Source organism: Arthrobacter sp. QXT-31 (assembly GCF_001969265.1).
GTDB lineage: Bacteria > Actinomycetota > Actinomycetes > Actinomycetales > Micrococcaceae > Arthrobacter.
The window spans coordinates 3,846,911-3,862,700 of the sequence record NZ_CP019304.1 but is presented as its reverse complement, the minus strand read 5'-3'; the positions used below and the strand labels follow the sequence as shown (position 1 = coordinate 3,862,700).

14 protein-coding genes are annotated in these 15,790 nt (G+C 69.0%); 4 read left to right on the top strand and 10 right to left on the bottom strand.

Features of this window, described 5'->3' with window-relative positions; all coding sequences use genetic code 11:
• Positions 1–122 precede the first annotated feature (122 nt).
• The 3 genes from BWQ92_RS17600 to BWQ92_RS17590 all read left to right on the top strand — a co-directional run bounded on the left by BWQ92_RS17600 (position 123) and on the right by BWQ92_RS17590 (position 2,804).
• A complete protein-coding gene (locus tag BWQ92_RS17600) occupies positions 123–1,193 on the top strand; it encodes a methionine ABC transporter ATP-binding protein (RefSeq protein WP_076801621.1) in 1,071 nt (356 codons plus the stop codon).
• A complete protein-coding gene (locus tag BWQ92_RS17595) occupies positions 1,190–1,861 on the top strand; it encodes a methionine ABC transporter permease (RefSeq protein WP_076801619.1) in 672 nt (223 codons plus the stop codon). Before BWQ92_RS17600 ends, BWQ92_RS17595 begins: the two co-directional genes overlap by 4 nt.
• A 97-nt stretch (positions 1,862–1,958) precedes the next feature.
• Positions 1,959–2,804 (top strand): MetQ/NlpA family ABC transporter substrate-binding protein, encoded by an 846-nt coding sequence (locus BWQ92_RS17590; RefSeq protein WP_076801616.1) that lies wholly within the window; start codon positions 1,959–1,961, stop codon positions 2,802–2,804.
• An 87-nt stretch (positions 2,805–2,891) separates the two neighbouring features.
• Here BWQ92_RS17590 and hemL read toward each other — a convergent pair whose 3' ends face one another.
• The 10 genes from hemL to hemE form a co-directional block, all read right to left on the bottom strand.
• Complete coding sequence (gene hemL / locus BWQ92_RS17585) at positions 2,892–4,223, bottom strand: glutamate-1-semialdehyde 2,1-aminomutase (protein ID WP_076801614.1); 1,332 nt, start codon at positions 4,221–4,223, stop codon at positions 2,892–2,894.
• A gap of 13 nt (positions 4,224–4,236) precedes the next feature.
• Positions 4,237–5,343 carry an LLM class flavin-dependent oxidoreductase gene (locus BWQ92_RS17580; RefSeq protein ID WP_076801612.1) on the bottom strand — a complete coding sequence of 369 codons (1,107 nt, stop codon included), beginning with the start codon at positions 5,341–5,343 and terminating at the stop codon, positions 4,237–4,239.
• Positions 5,343–6,323, bottom strand: coding sequence for a porphobilinogen synthase (gene hemB, locus BWQ92_RS17575; protein ID WP_076801607.1), 981 nt, complete (start codon positions 6,321–6,323; stop codon positions 5,343–5,345). Before hemB ends, BWQ92_RS17580 begins: the two co-directional genes overlap by 1 nt.
• An 81-nt stretch (positions 6,324–6,404) precedes the next feature.
• Positions 6,405–7,226: a uroporphyrinogen-III synthase gene (locus BWQ92_RS17570; RefSeq protein WP_335633073.1), complete on the bottom strand. Its 822-nt coding sequence runs from the start codon at positions 7,224–7,226 to the stop codon at positions 6,405–6,407.
• A gap of 80 nt (positions 7,227–7,306) precedes the next feature.
• Positions 7,307–8,305: a hydroxymethylbilane synthase gene (gene hemC / locus BWQ92_RS17565; RefSeq protein ID WP_076801602.1), complete on the bottom strand. Its 999-nt coding sequence runs from the start codon at positions 8,303–8,305 to the stop codon at positions 7,307–7,309.
• Positions 8,302–9,534 (bottom strand): ferrochelatase, encoded by a 1,233-nt coding sequence (locus BWQ92_RS17560; protein WP_076801599.1) that lies wholly within the window; start codon positions 9,532–9,534, stop codon positions 8,302–8,304. Before BWQ92_RS17560 ends, hemC begins: the two co-directional genes overlap by 4 nt.
• Positions 9,531–10,232: a hydrogen peroxide-dependent heme synthase gene (gene hemQ, locus BWQ92_RS17555; RefSeq protein ID WP_076801597.1), complete on the bottom strand. Its 702-nt coding sequence runs from the start codon at positions 10,230–10,232 to the stop codon at positions 9,531–9,533. The genes BWQ92_RS17560 and hemQ overlap by 4 nt, the downstream gene beginning before the upstream one ends.
• Before the next feature lie 74 nt (positions 10,233–10,306).
• Positions 10,307–11,404 carry a hypothetical protein gene (locus BWQ92_RS23635; RefSeq protein ID WP_157365190.1) on the bottom strand — a complete coding sequence of 366 codons (1,098 nt, stop codon included), beginning with the start codon at positions 11,402–11,404 and terminating at the stop codon, positions 10,307–10,309.
• Between the two features lie 245 nt (positions 11,405–11,649).
• Positions 11,650–13,155 (bottom strand): protoporphyrinogen oxidase, encoded by a 1,506-nt coding sequence (hemG, locus tag BWQ92_RS17540; RefSeq protein WP_076801590.1) that lies wholly within the window; start codon positions 13,153–13,155, stop codon positions 11,650–11,652.
• 5 nt (positions 13,156–13,160) lie between these two features.
• Entirely contained in the window at positions 13,161–14,255 is a 1,095-nt protein-coding gene (hemE, locus tag BWQ92_RS17535) for a uroporphyrinogen decarboxylase (RefSeq protein ID WP_076801587.1), read from the bottom strand.
• Between the two features lie 159 nt (positions 14,256–14,414).
• Between hemE and BWQ92_RS17530 the strand changes: the two genes are divergently transcribed.
• A complete protein-coding gene (locus BWQ92_RS17530) occupies positions 14,415–15,770 on the top strand; it encodes a glutamyl-tRNA reductase (protein ID WP_236782994.1) in 1,356 nt (451 codons plus the stop codon).
• Positions 15,771–15,790: the final 20 nt, after the last annotated feature.

The window sequence follows — 15,790 nt, the reverse complement described above, 5'->3', positions numbered from 1 at the left end:
GACGCTTCCCCTAAATAACCGAATGATCTTCGGAAGTGGCTGGCGTTTCCCTGCGCTGACATAATTTAGTGCAGTGCCGCGCTTGTGCTATGCCCTGCCCAAGTCCTACCTCCTGAGGATAAATGATCACAGTCACCGACCTGCGCAAGGTCTACCGTCAGGGGAAAAAGGAAGTGGTGGCCCTTGACGGGGTTTCCCTTTCTGTCCCCAAAGGCTCCATCCACGGCATCATCGGCCACTCCGGAGCGGGCAAGTCCACCCTGGTACGCTGCCTGACACTCCTGGACCGCCCGACGTCGGGGTCGGTCAACATCGACGGTACCGAACTAAGCTCTGTCCGTGACTCTGAAATCCGCGCCGCCCGCCGCCGTATCGGCATGGTCTTCCAGCACGCGAACCTCATGGATTCGCGCACGGCTGCCGGAAATGTGGCCCATCCCCTGGAACTGGTGAAGGCGCCGAAGGACAAGACCCGCGCAAAAGTCGCCGAACTGCTCAAGCTCGTGGGCCTCGAGGGCTTCGAGAACGCGTACCCCTCCCAGCTTTCCGGCGGACAGCGCCAGCGTGTTGGCATCGCCCGCGCCCTGGCCTCGGATCCGGACGTCCTGCTCTGCGACGAGCCCACGTCCGCACTGGACCCGGCCACCACCGATGAAATTCTCGACCTGATCCAGGACCTGACCCGCCGCCTGCAGCTCACGGTGCTCATCATCACCCATGAAATGCACGTGGTGAAGCGCGTCTGCGGGTCCGTGTCCCTGCTGTCCAAGGGCCGGGTGATCGAGTCCGGCGCCCTCGCCGAAGTCGCCTCGGACCTCGACAGCAAGCTGGCGCGCGCACTTCTGCCGCTGCCGGCAGCAGAGCCGATCAAGGGTGCGCTCCAGGCCGGACCTGTCCTGGAAATCCTCTTCTCCGGCGAAGGCGCCAAGGAACCCGTGCTCACGGGTGTGGCACGCCATTTTGACATTGACCTGAACGTTCTGGCCGGCAGCGTCGAAACCCTCGGCGGCCAGCAGTTCGGCCACCTGCGGGTCCAGCTGGCCAATAACGCCGACTACGACGCCGTCCTGCGCTACCTCCGCGACCGCGGCATCAGCGCGAAACTGGCGGGGCCCGCCGCCGATGACGCGGAACTGGCCGAATTCGCCCCGGCGGACACCGGTTTCGCCGCCGAGACGGGAGACGTCAAGTGAACGAGATCTTCAGCAATCCTGTCCTGGCCAAGGCACTGCCGGAAGCCATCGTCGAGACCCTCCAGATGGTGGGAATCTCGGCCTTCTTCACCGTGCTGGTCGGACTGCCGCTGGGCGTCTTCCTGCACGTCACCGCTCCCGGCGGGCTGCGGCCCATGCCCGTGCTCAACCGGATCGTCAGCGACATCGTCGTTAACATCACCCGCTCCATCCCCTTCGCGATCCTGATGGTGGCCCTGATCCCGCTCGCCCGGCTTCTCGTCGGGACCAGCCTCGGCCCCGTGGCTGCCTCCGTTTCACTCTCCATCGGAACCATCCCGTTCTTCGCCCGCCTGGTGGAGGCCTGCCTCCGCGACGTCCACCACGGCAAGATCGATGCTGCGCAGGTGATGGGCTCCACCCGGATGCAGGTCATCAGCAAGGTGATGCTGCCCGAGTCCCTGCCCGCCCTCGTTGCCGCGGCGACCACCACGGTTGTCACCCTGGTGGGGTACAGCGCCATGGCCGGCCTCGTCGGCGGCGGCGGACTCGGAAAACTCGCCTACAACTATGGCTTCCAGCGCTTCGACGTCACGGTCATGATCGTTACCATCGTGCTGATTATTGTGCTCGTCCAGCTCATCCAGCTCACGGGTGAATGGATCTCCCGGAGCCTGGACCACCGCTAAAAATCTTCACCGCAGCGGGTAGCCGCTCACTGCACCTGATTAGGATCTCCCCGGCGCCGCCGTCGGGATCCAGGCTATTTCGAAAGGAACGCATCCCATGCGTAAATCACTCACCCTCCTCGCCACCGGCATCGCCGCGGCCCTGGCGCTCACCGGGTGCGGCGGTTCCACCGCGCCCAGCGCCGAATCCACCCAGGCCCTTGACCCGGCCAAGCCCGTCACCATCACCGTCGGTGCCAGCCCCGTCCCGCAGGCGAAGATCCTTGAATTCCTCAACCAGGACCTCGCCCCGAAGGCAGGCCTCAAGCTGGACATCAAGGAAATTGAGGACTACCAGACGCCGAACACCGCTCTGAGCGACGGCTCGCTGGACGCCAACTACTACCAGCACCTGCCGTGGTTCGAGGACCAGGTCAAGACCAAGGGCTACAAGTTCGGCCACGGCGAAGGCGTCCACATTGAGCCGTACGCCGCCTTCTCCGAGAAGGTCAAGGACATCAGCGAGATCAAGGACGGCGCCAAGATCGCCATCACCAACGATCCCTCCAACCAGGTCCGGGCGCTGCGGGTGCTGGAAAAGGCCGGCCTCGTCAAGGACATCAAGGATGACTCCTCCGTCATCGGCCTGACCGATGCCCAGAACCCGAAGAAGCTGCAGTTCTCCGAGAACCAGCCTGAACTGCTGATCAACGACCTCAAGGATCCCTCCGTGGACCTGGCCCTGATCAACGGCAACTTCATCCTCAAGGCCGGGCTCAGCACCACGGATGCGCTGGCCGTGGAGTCCACCGAGAACAACCCCTACGCCAACTTCCTGGCCTGGCGCGAGGAGTCCAAGGACGACCCGCGCATCAAGAAGCTGGACGAACTCCTGCACTCCCCCGAGGTCAAGGCCTTCATCCAGAAGGAATGGCCCAACGGTGACGTGACCGTAGCCTTCTAGGCAGGCTTTCCGGCAAGCCGGAACAGAACAAAAAACTCTGGCACCCGCCGCGGCGGGTGCCAGAGTTTTTTTATGCCCGACGGCGTATCAGGCCTTTGCGGCGGCGGCCGCCTCCGCTGCGGCGGGCAGTGCCTCGAAGATCCGGTTCATGGCGGCGTCGTCGTGCGCCGCGGACAGGAACCAGGCCTCAAAGACGGACGGCGGCAGGTAGACGCCCGAATCCAGCATCGAGTGGAAGAAGGGCGCGTAGCGGAACGCCTCCTGCTTCAGCGCGTCGCTGTAGTTGTGGACCCCGTGCTCGGACGTGCCGAAGGCCACCGAGAAGAGGTTCCCGGCCCGCTGGATGGAGTGGTCCACGCCGGCCGCGTCGAGGGCGGCGGACAGGGCGCCGGACAGTTCCAGCGACCGGGCGTCCACGAACGAGTACACGTCCCGGGTGGCGTGGGTCAGGGTGGCCACGCCGGCCGCCATGGCCACCGGATTGCCGGACAGCGTGCCTGCCTGGTAGACGGGACCGAGCGGCGCAAGGTAGTCCATGACATCGGCACGGCCGCCGAGGGCCGCCGTCGGCATGCCTCCGCCGATGACCTTGCCGAAGGTCAGCAGGTCGGGGGTCCACTTCTCCGTGGCGTCGGCGGCGCCGCCGGTAAGTCCCCAGTACCCCGAGTAGCCGGTGCGGAAGCCGGTCAGGACCTCGTCGACGATCAGCAGGGCCCCGTGGGCGGCGGTGATCCGTGACAGGCCGGCGTTGAAGCCCTCACCGGGGGTGACCACGCCCATGTTGGCGGGCGCAGCCTCGGTGATGACGGCGGCGATGTTCGGCCCGTGCTCGGCGAAGGCGGCCTCGACGGCGCCGAGGTCGTTGTACGGCAGCACCAGGGTCTCGGCGGCGGTGGCAGCCGTGACGCCCGCGGAACCGGGCAGCGCCAGGGTGGCCACGCCGGAGCCTGCGGAAGCGAGCAGCCCGTCGAGGTGGCCGTGGTAGCAGCCGGCGAACTTGATGACCAGGTTGCGGCCGGTGAAGCCCCTGGCCAGCCTGATCGCCGTCATGGTGGCTTCGGTGCCGGTGGAGACCATGCGCAGCCGTTCGACGGCGGGAACGCGTTCCTTGACGATCGCCGCAAGGTTGGCCTCATCGGGGGTCGAGGCGCCGAAGGAGAGCCCGCGGTCGACGGCGGCGTGCACGGCGTCGAGGACCGCCGGGTGGGCGTGCCCCAGCAGGGCCGGGCCCCAGGAGCAGACCAGGTCCACGTAGTCGTTGCCGTCGGCATCCGTCAGGTAGGGGCCCTTGGCCGCCACCATGAAGCGGGGCGTGCCGCCGACGGAACCGAAGGCGCGGACAGGCGAGTTGACGCCGCCGGGCATCAGCTGGCGGGCGCGGTCGAAAAGTTCCTCGTTGCGAGGGGTACTGGAAGTCATGGTTCCCATTCTTTCAGTCTGCGGGAGTGTCACCGGACAGGAGTTCGGCCACCCGCGGTGCCACCACGGTGCCGAAGAGTTCGATGCAGCGCATCATGGATTCGTGCGGCAGCGTGCCGTTGCCGTACTTGAGGTCGAAGCGGTCGACGCCGAGGTTCCGTTTGAGCAGTGCGATCTTCCGCGCCACCGTTTCCGGGGAGCCGACGTACAGAGCGCCCTCGGGGCCGCACATCGCATCAAATTCGCGCCGGTTTCCCGGGCCCCAGCCGCGCTCGGCGCCGATCCTGTTCCGTTGCGCAAGCCAGTGCGGAAACAGCTCCTCGCGGGCCGCCTCATCGGTTTCGGCGATGTGCCCGGGCGAGTGGGTGGCGATCTGCTGCATGGGCTGGCCGTACTTGTCCATCGCCTCGCGGTACAGGTCCACCAGCGGGGCGAAGGCGCGGGGCTGGCCGCCGATGATGGCAAAGATGATCGGGTAGCCGTACTGCGCGCACCGCAGCACGGACTCCGGGGTGCCGCCCACGCCGATCCAGGCCGGCAGCAGGTGGTGCTCCAGCGGCGGGTAGACGCTCAGGCCGGTCAGGGCCGGACGGGTGCGGCCTTCCCAGTGGACCGGCTTCTGCGCCCGCACCCTGTCGAAGAGCTCGAGCTTCTCCTCGAACAGCACCTCGTAGTCCGCCAGGTCCAGGCCGAAAAGCGGAAAGGACTCGATGAACGAGCCGCGGCCCAGCATGACCTCGGCGCGGCCGCCGGACAGGGCGTCCACCGTGGAGAAGCGCTGGAAGACACGGATGGGGTCGTCGGAGCTCAGGACGGTGACGGCCGAACCGAGCCGGATGTTGCTGGTCCGGGCCGCTGCGGCCGCCAGGAACACCTCGGGGGCTGACACCGCGAAGTCGCGGCGGTGGTGTTCCCCCACGCCGAAGGCGTGGAGTCCGACGGCGTCAGCGAGTACCGCCTGATCCAGCAGTTCCCGCAGCACCCGGGCGTGCGGCTTCGGCTCGCCGGCGCCGTCCACGCCGACGTCGCCGAACGTGTTCAGTCCCAGCAGGATCTGCCCGGGTCCTACCGGCTGGATGGGTCCTACGGGTTGGCTGGGATCTGTGGCTGGCTCCGGCATCAGGATTCCCTGAGCCAGCCGGCGATTTCACTGGCCCAGTACGTGAGGACCATATCGGCCCCGGCCCGCCGGATGCCCAGGACGGATTCAGTGATGGCGGCGCGGCGGTCAATCCAGCCATTGGCGGCCGCGGCCTCGATCATGGCGTACTCGCCGGAGATCTGGTACGCGGCGACCGGCACCGGGCTGAGGTCTGCGACGTCGGCCAGGATGTCGAGGTAACTCATCGCAGGTTTAACCATCACCATGTCTGCGCCCTCGGCAAGGTCCAGTTCCACCTCCTGGATGGCCTCCCGCCGGTTGGCGGCGTCCATCTGGTAGGTCCTGCGGTCGCCCTTCAGCTGCGAATCCACTGCTTCCCGGAATGGGCCGTAGAAGGCCGACGCATACTTCGCGGCGTAGGCCAGCACGGCGGTATTCACGTGCCCGGCCCGCTCGAGGGCCTCGCGGATCACGCCGATCTGGCCGTCCATCATGCCCGAAGGACCCAGCACGTGGGCGCCGGCGTCGGCCTGGGCCACGGCCATCCTGGCGTAGATTTTCAGCGTGGCGTCGTTGTCCACGTAGCCGTCGCTGTCTAGGACGCCGCAGTGCCCGTGGTCGGTGAATTCATCCAGGCACACGTCGCTCATCACCACGAGGCTGTCCCCCACCTCGGCCCGGACGTCCCGGATGGCCTTGTTGAGCACGCCGTCCGGGTCGAGCGACGCCGTTCCCTCTGCGTCCCGGGTCTCGGGAATGCCAAACAGCATGATGCCGCCGACGCCCAGTTCCACGGCCTCAGCCGCCGCCCGCTTGAGGGTGTCCGTGGTGTGCTGCACGACGCCGGGCATGGAGGCGATCGGGTTGGGCTCGGACAGGCCCTCGCGAATGAACGCGGGAAGGATCAGGTCTGCCGGGGCAAGCCGGTGTTCGGCCGTGAGCCTGCGCATGGCCGGGGTGGTGCGGAGCCGCCGGGGGCGGTGGTGCGGAAAGCTCATGTCCTGTCCTTCACTGTTTTGCCTGCTGTTGGTGACTGCTGTTGCTGACTGCTGATGATGGTGGCCGGTGCTTATGGGGCGTCAACTGCTTAAGGAGCCAATGGCCCGGACGACGGCGGCGACGAGCCCTTCGGGAGTGGCCTCCCGTGCCGTGGCGGTCACGGGGAGCCCATGGGTTTCCGCCTCTGCGGCGGTGGCGGGGCCGATGGCCACGAGGCGGCAGGAGCCGAGCGGCGCCAGTGCCGCGGCGATCCGCCGCACGGCGCTTGGTGAGGCGGCGACGACGGCGGCCAGGACGCCGTCGTCGACCTCGGCTTTTGCTTCGGCGGGCGTCAGCAGCGGCAGTGCCGCGGCGGTGCCCCCGTCTCCGGCCCCGCCGGGGATTTTTGCGCCAAGGTGCCGCCCGGGCTCCGCCGGGAAGTCCACCGTGGCATAGGCAACCACTGTGTGCACCCGGGCACCCTTCGCCTCCAGTCCCCGGGCCAGGGCCGGGGCCGCGATATCGGCCTGCGGCAACAGCACGGCGGCGGAACCGCCGGGCCATCCGTCCACGATCCCCGCGGCCGAGTGTTCACGCTGCGGCTCGAAGTGCACGGCAATCCCCGCGGCCTCGAGCGCCTTCCGGCTGGCCGGCCCCACCGCCGCAACGCGGGTTCCGGCCGGAAGCCAGTTCCGCAGTTCCACGCCGTGCTCTGCCGCCTGCTCCTGCAGGGCGAGGACGGTGGTGGCGCTGCTGACCACGAGCCACTCGAAGCGGCCCGCGCCCAGCGCCTCAAACGCGTCGCCAAATGCGTCCTGGTCCGGGGCGCGTTCCGCGGCCGTGAGCGGCAGCAGCAGGGGAACGGCGCCGGCCAGCCGCAGCGCCTCCGCGAGGGGTCCGGAGCGCTCGGGGCTTCGCGTCACCAGGACGCGGCACCCTTCCAGCGGGCGCCCGCCCGCCGGGTTCTTCCCGCTCGTCGTTCGCATACGGTGGCCGGCTGCGGTCAGGAAGCCGTCAGGTCCGCGATGTCCGCAGCTCCGGCTGCCAGCAGGACCTCGGCCAGTTCGATGCCCAGCAACGTGGCGCCGACTTCGGTGAGTCCGTCGGTGGCCCGCTTGTCCCGCACCGAGGCGGTGCCGTCCACGGCGCAGACCACGGCTTCCAGGTGGAGCATGCTGCCCTTGCGGTACGCGTAGGCGCCCACGGGGGCGGCGCAGCCTGCCTCAAGCCGGGCGAGCAGTGCCCGCTCGGCTGTGACCGCAAGCCTGGTGTCGGCGTCGTCAAGGGCGGCCAGCGCCTGGGCGAGCACGCCCTGGGATCCGTCGAGGGACCCGGCCCGGCGCGGCGCCTCGGCGGTGCGGCATTCGATGGCCAGCGATCCCTGTCCGGCGGCCGGGAGCATGATGTCCGTCTCCAGGTATTCGGTGACGGTGTCCAGGCGGCCGATCCGCTCCAGCCCTGCGGCGGCGAGGATGACGGCGTCCAGGTCGCACGACTTCCCGTCAACCACTGCCTCGGTGGCGTTGCCCGGCAGCCCGGGCACCCGGCCCAGCCGGGTGTCCACGTTGCCGCGGATGTCCACGATGTCCAGGTCGGGGCGGACAGCTCGCAGCTGCGCCGCCCGGCGCGGAGAGCCGGTGCCGACGCGGGCGCCCTTGGGCAGGTCTGCCAGCTTGAGTCCGTCGCGTGCGCAGAGGACGTCGCGGACGTCAACCCGCGGCGGGGTCGCGGCCAGCGTCAGGCCCGGGGCGGAGCCGGTGGGCAGGTCCTTCAGGGAGTGGACGGCCACGTCGCACTCGTTCCTCAGCAGCGCGTCACGCAGCGCGGCCACGAAAACGCCGGTGCCGCCCATCTGGGACAGCGAGCCGGTGAGGACGTCGCCGTCGGTCCTGACATGGACGAGCTCGACGTCGAAGCCCCCGACGGCGGCCAGCCGGTCGGCCGTCTGCTGGGTCTGGGTCAGGGCGAGCTTGCTTGCCCGGGTGCCGATCCGTACTGTCACTTCGCGTCCTGCCCGGCCGGGTAGGGGTCGTGCCCCTGGCCGACGGTGGTGTCGGCGCCGGCGATGGTGGGCTTTTCGCCGCGGAAGTTTTCGCAGCAGCCGGGACGGCAAACGTCGTACCAGGGGCCGAGGCCGGTAACGGCCTGGCGGTCGGCGACGTTGTTGGCCACCGTGCGTTCGCAGATCAGTTCCACGAGCCCCTCCACAAAGCGGCGGTGCGTTCCCGGCGTGGGCACGCGGGTGGCGGCGATGCCCAGATCCTTGCAGGTCTGCAGCGCTTCGGTGTCGAGGTCCCAGACGACCTCCATGTGGTCGCTGACGAAGCCCAGCGGCACGATGACAATGCCCGCCACGCCCTGCTTGGCGAGGTCCTCGATGGCGTCGTTGATGTCCGGCTCAAGCCACGGGATGTGCGGAGCGCCCGAGCGCGACTGGTACACGAGGGACCAGGGGGCGGACAGGCCGGAATCGGCTTCCACCCGGCGGATGATTTCCGCTCCGTTGGCGAGGTGCTGGGCCACGTAGGCGGAATCCTCGGCGAACTCACGGGGCTCGTCCCCGGACCGGCCGGCGGCCACGGCATCCCGGGTGGGGATGGAGTGGGTGGCGAAGAGAACGTGGATGGGCGCGTCGGGCTTGCCGGCGGCGGCCAGCTGCGCGCGCACCTCGGCGACTCCCCCGGCGGTGCCCTCAATGAAGGGTTCCACGAAGCCGGGGTGGTCGAAGTACTGGCGGACCTTGTCCACTTCCAGCCTGCCGTCGAGCCCGGTTTCGGTCAGGGCCATGCCGATGTCCTCGCGGTACTGGCGGCAGCTGGAGTAGCAGGAGTACGCACTGGTGGTGAGCATGAGCAGGCGGCGGTGGCCGGCGTCGTACGCGTCCTGGAGGGTCTGCGGGATGTAGGGGTCCCAGTTCCGGTTGCCCCACAGCACGGGCAGCTCGATGCCCCGCGCCGCAAGCTCGGCTTCGAGGGCCGCCTTCAGTTCCCGGTTCTGCTGGTTGATCGGGCTGATGCCGCCGTTGGCGCGGTAGTGGTGGGACACCTCTTCGAGACGCTCGTCGGGGATCCCCCGGCCGCGGGTGACGTTGCGCAGGAACGGGATCACGTCGTCCTGGCCCTCGGGGCCGCCGAAGGACGCGAGGAGGATGCCGTCGTATTCCTTGGGAGCCATCCTGCCTGCCTCGGTGACAGGATTCACGGCGGCTTCCTGGGGATCGAGCGGGCTCATGCCAGGACCTCGGCGATCTCGCCGGACGAGATCCTGCGGCCGGTGTAGAACGGGATCTCTTCGCGGACGTGGTTGCGCGCTTCGGTGGCACGCAGGTGGCGCATCAGGTCCACGAGGTCAACGAGCTCGGGCGCCTCCAGGCCGAGGATCCATTCCCAGTCGCCGAGGGCGAACGAGGAGACGGTGTTGGAAATGACCTGCGGGAAGTCGCGGCCCAGCAGGCCGTGGTCGCGCAGCATCTTGCCGCGCTCGTCCTCCGGCAGCAGGTACCACTCGTAGGAGCGGACGAACGGGTAGACGCACAGCCATTGAGCCGGTTCCACGCCGCGGGAGAACGCCGGGGTGTGGTTCTTGGCGAACTCGGCCTCACGGTGCACGCCCATGGCGGACCAGACAAGCTCCGTTCCGGCGAACAGCTTGCTGCGGCGGATGTCACGGATGGCCTGCTGCAGCGCCTCGGGCCTGGGGCCGTGGAGCCAGACCATAACGTCGGCGTCGGCGCGCATGGCGGAAACGTCGTAGCTTCCGCGGTGGACTACCCCTGCCTCGGCCAGGCGCGCCACCAGGGCGTCGAAATCCTCTGCGGCATCGGCGCTGCGGAGGACCTCGGCGGAGCGCTTGAACACGGTCCAGAGGGTGAAGAACTGCTCGGCTGATTCTTCGGTTTTGGTGACAGATTCGGCAGGAGTGTGGCTCATGGTTACTATCCTGCCCCTTCCATGCGGCCTAAGTCGAAAAACTCAACTTCTACATTGCGTAGAAGTGGCTAAGTTCACAGCGACCGGCGGATCCGGACGGCGGCCACTCCGGCCGCTCCGGCGAGGGCCAGCAGCCCGGCCCCCCACCACACCTGCGGAGCAATGGTCCCGTTTTGTGACACGCCCAGGACCGCGCTTTCGGCCGGTCCCTGCATATACGGCGAGCTGATCGTGGCCATGTTGTTGGGGCCGGCGAGCTGCGCCGAGCCCCAGACTCCGGCCGAGCGTCCCCTGAGGCCTGCGCCGCCGGACAGGCCCATGATCGCCTTGAACGGGTTGGCCTCGGCAGCGGCGGTTTCGGTGGTCGCCGCGGAGTCACCCGTGGCTGGCGCCGGGGCTCCGGCAGTTCCGGATCCTGAAGCTCCCGGCGCTCCGGCCGGAGCCTGGCGTGCCGGGGAGCCACCGGTTTCCGCCGGCGATCCCGACCAGCTGCCCGACGGCCCGGTCCAGCTGCCCGGCTCCGACGGCGTTCCCGACGGCGACGACGTTGAGGTGCCCGATGAGGACGGCGTCCCGGAGGTCTGTGTTTCGGCAGGCGCAGGGGCTTCAGGAGAGCCTGACGGCCTCGACGGCCGGGAAGGCGCTACCGCCTCCGGAGAAGTGGGCTCTGACGAGGGCGCCGGCTCGGTATCACCGGGATCGGACGGCGCCGGAGCCGGCTCCGTGGGCGTTGCCGAGGCCGTGATCGACGGGTCCGGCGTCGGGCTGGCCGTGAGCGTTACGGAGGGAACCGGCGAGGGAACCAGCGGCGCCAGCGACGGCGGCAGCGATTCGGACGGCGAAGGCCCGTCCGTGGGAGAGGGCTCGGAAGGCTGGGCTGATCCGCCGTCCGACGTACCTGCGTCCGACGTACTTGCATCCGATGTGCCGCCGTTCGACGCGTCTTCGTCCGACTTAACGCCGTCGCGGTTCGACTTGCCCTCGCCCTTGCCGTGGTTCGACAGTGCGGCATTCGACAGTGCGGCCGCGGCCCAGGCTTCGAGGCCAGCGGCGTCGACGGTGGCCTCCAGAGCCGTTCCGTCAGCTGTGCCGGACTGCTCCGAATCCCCCAGCAGGCCGGACGCAGGCACCTCGGCCGCGGCAGCGGTGGATGCAGGAACACCTGCGGACAAGACCAGTACCGCTCCGAACGCAGCTGCTGCTGTGCCGCGCCGAAGCCCCCCATGGAAACCAGTCAGCGAACGAAAACCATCGGACTTCTGATTGACCATAGTCATCGACCCTAAACACAATTTCGCGCCAGGGAAAACTTGCGGGCGGCCCCTGCGGGCAGGTATCGCGGGCGCCAGGGAAGCTGCCTCCAGGGACGCTCCGGGCTGCCCCGGAGGCCTTCGCTTCAGCCCCGGAGACCCTCGCTTCAGCCCCGCGTCAGGAAGCCGGCGAGCTGCTTCTTGGTGTCGGCCACTACGGCCGCCAACCCGTTGCCGGCCAGCCAGCCGCCGACCATCAGCAGTCCGTCAATACCCGCGCAGACCTGCCGCACCTCGGCGACCCGCTGGCGGTGCCCCACAGCCGCAAAGGGCAGTGCCCCGGCCCAGCTGACGACGTCCCAGTCCACCAGGGCCTCCCGTGTGACGGGCACCGTCAGCAGCGCTGACGCATCCTGCAAAGCCATGTCAAGCAGTTCCTCGTCCCTTGCCGGCTCCGGTCCCGTCCCGGTGTCCACGGACTCAGCCGGCGCACCCTCGCTGCGTCCGTAGGACAGGCGCAGCACGTGCCGTCCGCGTCCGGCCGCTTCCGCTACCCAGTCCCACTTGCCGGTGGCGTGGGTGAGGGCCTTCGCCCTGATGCCTTCCGTTTGCGGCGCCACCAGAATTCCGGTGCCACGCGGACGCCTGTCGAGCGCGGGGAGATCAACAACGAGTGTCACGAGCTTGACCAGAGGTCCCGGTCCGGGCTGATGGGCGGCCAGGGCCGGGACCGCTGCACCGAGGAGCTGTATTGCCGACGGCCCGTCCAGGGCGACCACCAATACATCGCCCGTATAGCTGCCCTCCCCCGCCGTTACCTTCCAGCCGTCCGGGGTCCGCGCAACTGCCGTTGCTGCCGTCCCGGGCAGCAGCTGCACGCCGCGCGCCCGGAGGTCGGCCACCAGCTCCGTGACGAGGGTGTGCATGCCGCCCTTCAGCCCGGCGACGGCGGAGCCCGCCTTGGCGGGCTTGCCGGACGTTGCCGCGGGTTGCGTTGGGGAACCCTGTGCCGGGCCGTCCGGCGTTCCTGTTCCCTTGCGCTGGGCGGCGACGGCCGCTGCCAGCGAGCCGTGCCGGGTGATCCCGGCCCGGAGGCCCGGGGCCACCATGTCGACGTCGAGCAGCCCGGGGTCGGCGGAATGCACGCCGCCCACCACCGGCTCGACGAGCCGCTCGAGGACGCGGCGGCCCATCCGTGCCCGCACCAGCGCCGAGACGCTGGAAACTTCGCCCCCGGTTCCCACGGAGGCGGGCAGCAGTTTGTCCAGCGAGGCACGCAGGGAGCCGCCCAGGCCCAGGGAGCGGCGGACTTCCGGGTCCCAGGGATTGGCCGGGATGCCCAGCACACCGGTCTTGGGAAGTTCCCGGGCTCCGCCAGGCAGCTGCACCCAGGCGCCGCCAGGGCGCGGGGCAACGATGTGGCCGCCCAGTCCCAGTTCAGCGGCCAGGTCGGCCACGGCGGTGGAGCGGGTGGCAAACGACTCGGCCCCGCTGTCCAGGGTCAGCCCGGCCACATCGTGCCGGCCTACGCAGCCTCCCCACGCATCGGCGGCTTCCAGCACTGTGGTGCTGAGGCCGGCGCGGGCGAGTTCCCGGGCGGCCAGGAGCCCGGAGATGCCGCCGCCGACCACCAGTGCCGTACGTCCGGCCAGCGAGGGACTGCCTGCAGCCACTGCCCTTACTCCGGGGAGATGGAGTGGATGAGTTCGACGACGCGCGTCAGGACATCCGGGTCCGTCTCCGGCGGTACGCCGTGGCCAAGGTTCAGGACGTGGCCGGGGGCCGCCGCACCGGATGCGATGACTTCGCGGACGTGCGCCTCAAGGACCTCCCACGGGGCGGACAGCAGGGCAGGATCGATATTGCCCTGCAGCGGGACGGTGCCGCCCAGCCTGCGGTTGGCCTCCTCCAGCGGCAGCCGGTAGTCCACACCCACCACGTCAACACCGACGTCACGCATGGCCACCAGAAGCTCCGAGGTTCCGGTGCCGAAATGGACCAGCGGCGCGCCCAGGTCACGGACGTGGTCCAGGGCGCGGGACGAGGCCGCGGCGACGAAGCGGCTGTAGTCGGCCAGGCCCAGGGAACCGGCCCAGGAGTCAAACAGCTGGCCTGCGGAGGCGCCGGCCTCCAGCTGGGCGCGCAGGAACAGGCCGGAGGCGTCCGCGGCCCAGTTGGCCAGCGCCGTCCACGTCTCGGGGTCGGCGTGCATCATGGTGCGGGGACCAAGGTGGTCGCGGGAGGGACGGCCCTCCACCATGTAGGCCGCCAGCGTGAAGGGCGCGCCGGCAAAACCGATCAGGGGGGTCTTGCCGAGCTGCTCCACGGTGAGCCGGACGGCTTCCCGGATGGGTTCCAGCGACTCCTCGGTCAGGCGGGGCAGGGCCGCCACATCGGCGGCGGTCCGCACGGGCTTGTCCAGGACCGGCCCCACGCCCGGGACGATGTCAACGCCGACGCCGGCCAGCTTGAGCGGAATGACGATGTCGGAGAAGAAGATGCCGGCGTCCACGTCGTGGCGGCGCACCGGCTGCAGGGTGATTTCGGAGGCAAGCTCGGGCCGCAGGCAGGAGTCCAGCATGGCGACGCCTTCGCGGACCTTCAGGTACTCCGGCAGGGAACGGCCCGCCTGGCGCATGAACCACACCGGGCGGCGGCTCGGCTTGCCGCCGCGGTAAGCCGTAATCAGCGGAGAGTCTGCAGTGCGTCCGTCGCGAAGCGGATGGCCTGCGTCGAGTCCGGTACCGGCGGGGGTTACAGCGCTAGAAGTCATGCCTTTGATTGTGCCCAAAATAGTCCCCAAAAGATAACGACAGCTTGTCGCCCGGCAGCAGCATCCTCCGGTGCGTGTCAGGAATCACAGGGATGGAAAGCTCCTATCCGTTTGAAGGGTTGTTCTACGCCTTTGCGAAAAAGCTATGATGGTCCTGCTGTGGTTCTTTTCTCATTGGTGGCTACACACGCCGACATCGACCTCGAAACCGTTGCTCAGCTGAGCAACGGTTCTTCTGGCATTGCCACGTCCGCCCTCGCCGGTTCCCCGGCGGTCAAGGGCGCGGTGGTCCTTGCCACCTGCAACCGCTACGAAATCTACGGCGAGGCACCGCACGCCGACGACGTAGAGGCCGCACGCGCCGCCCTGGTGGGCCAGATCAGCGAAACCAGCGGACTCAGCGAGCAGCTCGTGTCCCGGTCATTCAGCACTCACACCGGGCCCGAGGTCACCCAGCACTTGTTTGCCGTGAGCTCCGGGCTCGACTCCGCGGTGGTCGGCGAACGCGAGATCGCCGGGCAGGTGCGCCGGGCCCTGATCACCGCCCAGCACGAGGGCACGGCCAGCGCCGGGCTGGTCCGGCTCTTCCAGGCCGCCTCCAAGACCGCCAAGGACGTCGGCGCGCAGACCGCCCTCGGCTCCCGCGGCCTGTCCATCGTCTCCGTGGCACTCGACCTCGCCACCGACCTTTCGGAAGAGCCCGACTGGTCGAAGAAGAAGGTCGTGGTGTTCGGTACCGGCGCCTACGCCGGGGCCACCATGGCGCTGCTGCGCGAACGCGGCTGCCGCGATATCTCGGTGTTCTCATCATCGGGCCGCGCCGCCACCTTCGTGGCAACCAGGGGCGGAACCGCCCTCGACGGCGACACCCTGCACGCTGCTGTCGCCGCCGCCGACGTCATGATCGGCTGCAGCGGCTCGGACACCCGGGTGGAAGCTGCCGAGCTCGCCCAGGTCCGTGCCGGATCCACCCAGCCGCTGATCGCCATCGACCTGGCGCTCACCCACGATTTCGATCCCGCCGTCGGAGAGCTCGACGGCGTGGAGCTGCTCACGCTGGAGTCTGTACGGCTCGCTGCACCCCAGGAGCAGGCGGAGTCGCTCGCCCAGGCCAGCAGCATTGTTTCCGGCGCCGCCCAGGCGTTTGAACAGGAGCGCGAGGCACGGTCCGTGGACTCGGCAATTGTGGCCCTCCGCCGCCACACCATGAGCGTGCTCGACGCGGAGATGGAAAAGGTGCGCGCCCGGCACGGGTGCACCGCCGCGGCCGAGGAGGTGGAGTTCGCATTGCGCCGGATGGTCAAGCAGCTGCTCCATGTCCCCACCGTCCGGGCCCGCGAACTCGCGTCCAACGGCCAGCAGGACGACTACGTCGCAGCCCTGGAAACCCTGTACGGCATCACGGTGGAGCAGCCCGCAGCGGCGGCCAAGGCCGAGTGCCCCGTTGACCACACTGCGCTCGGCGTCGGAACGTCAGCCGCTGCGCAGGACGGCGAACGCCGCAATTCTGCCTAGCCGGCGTCTTTTCCGAACAC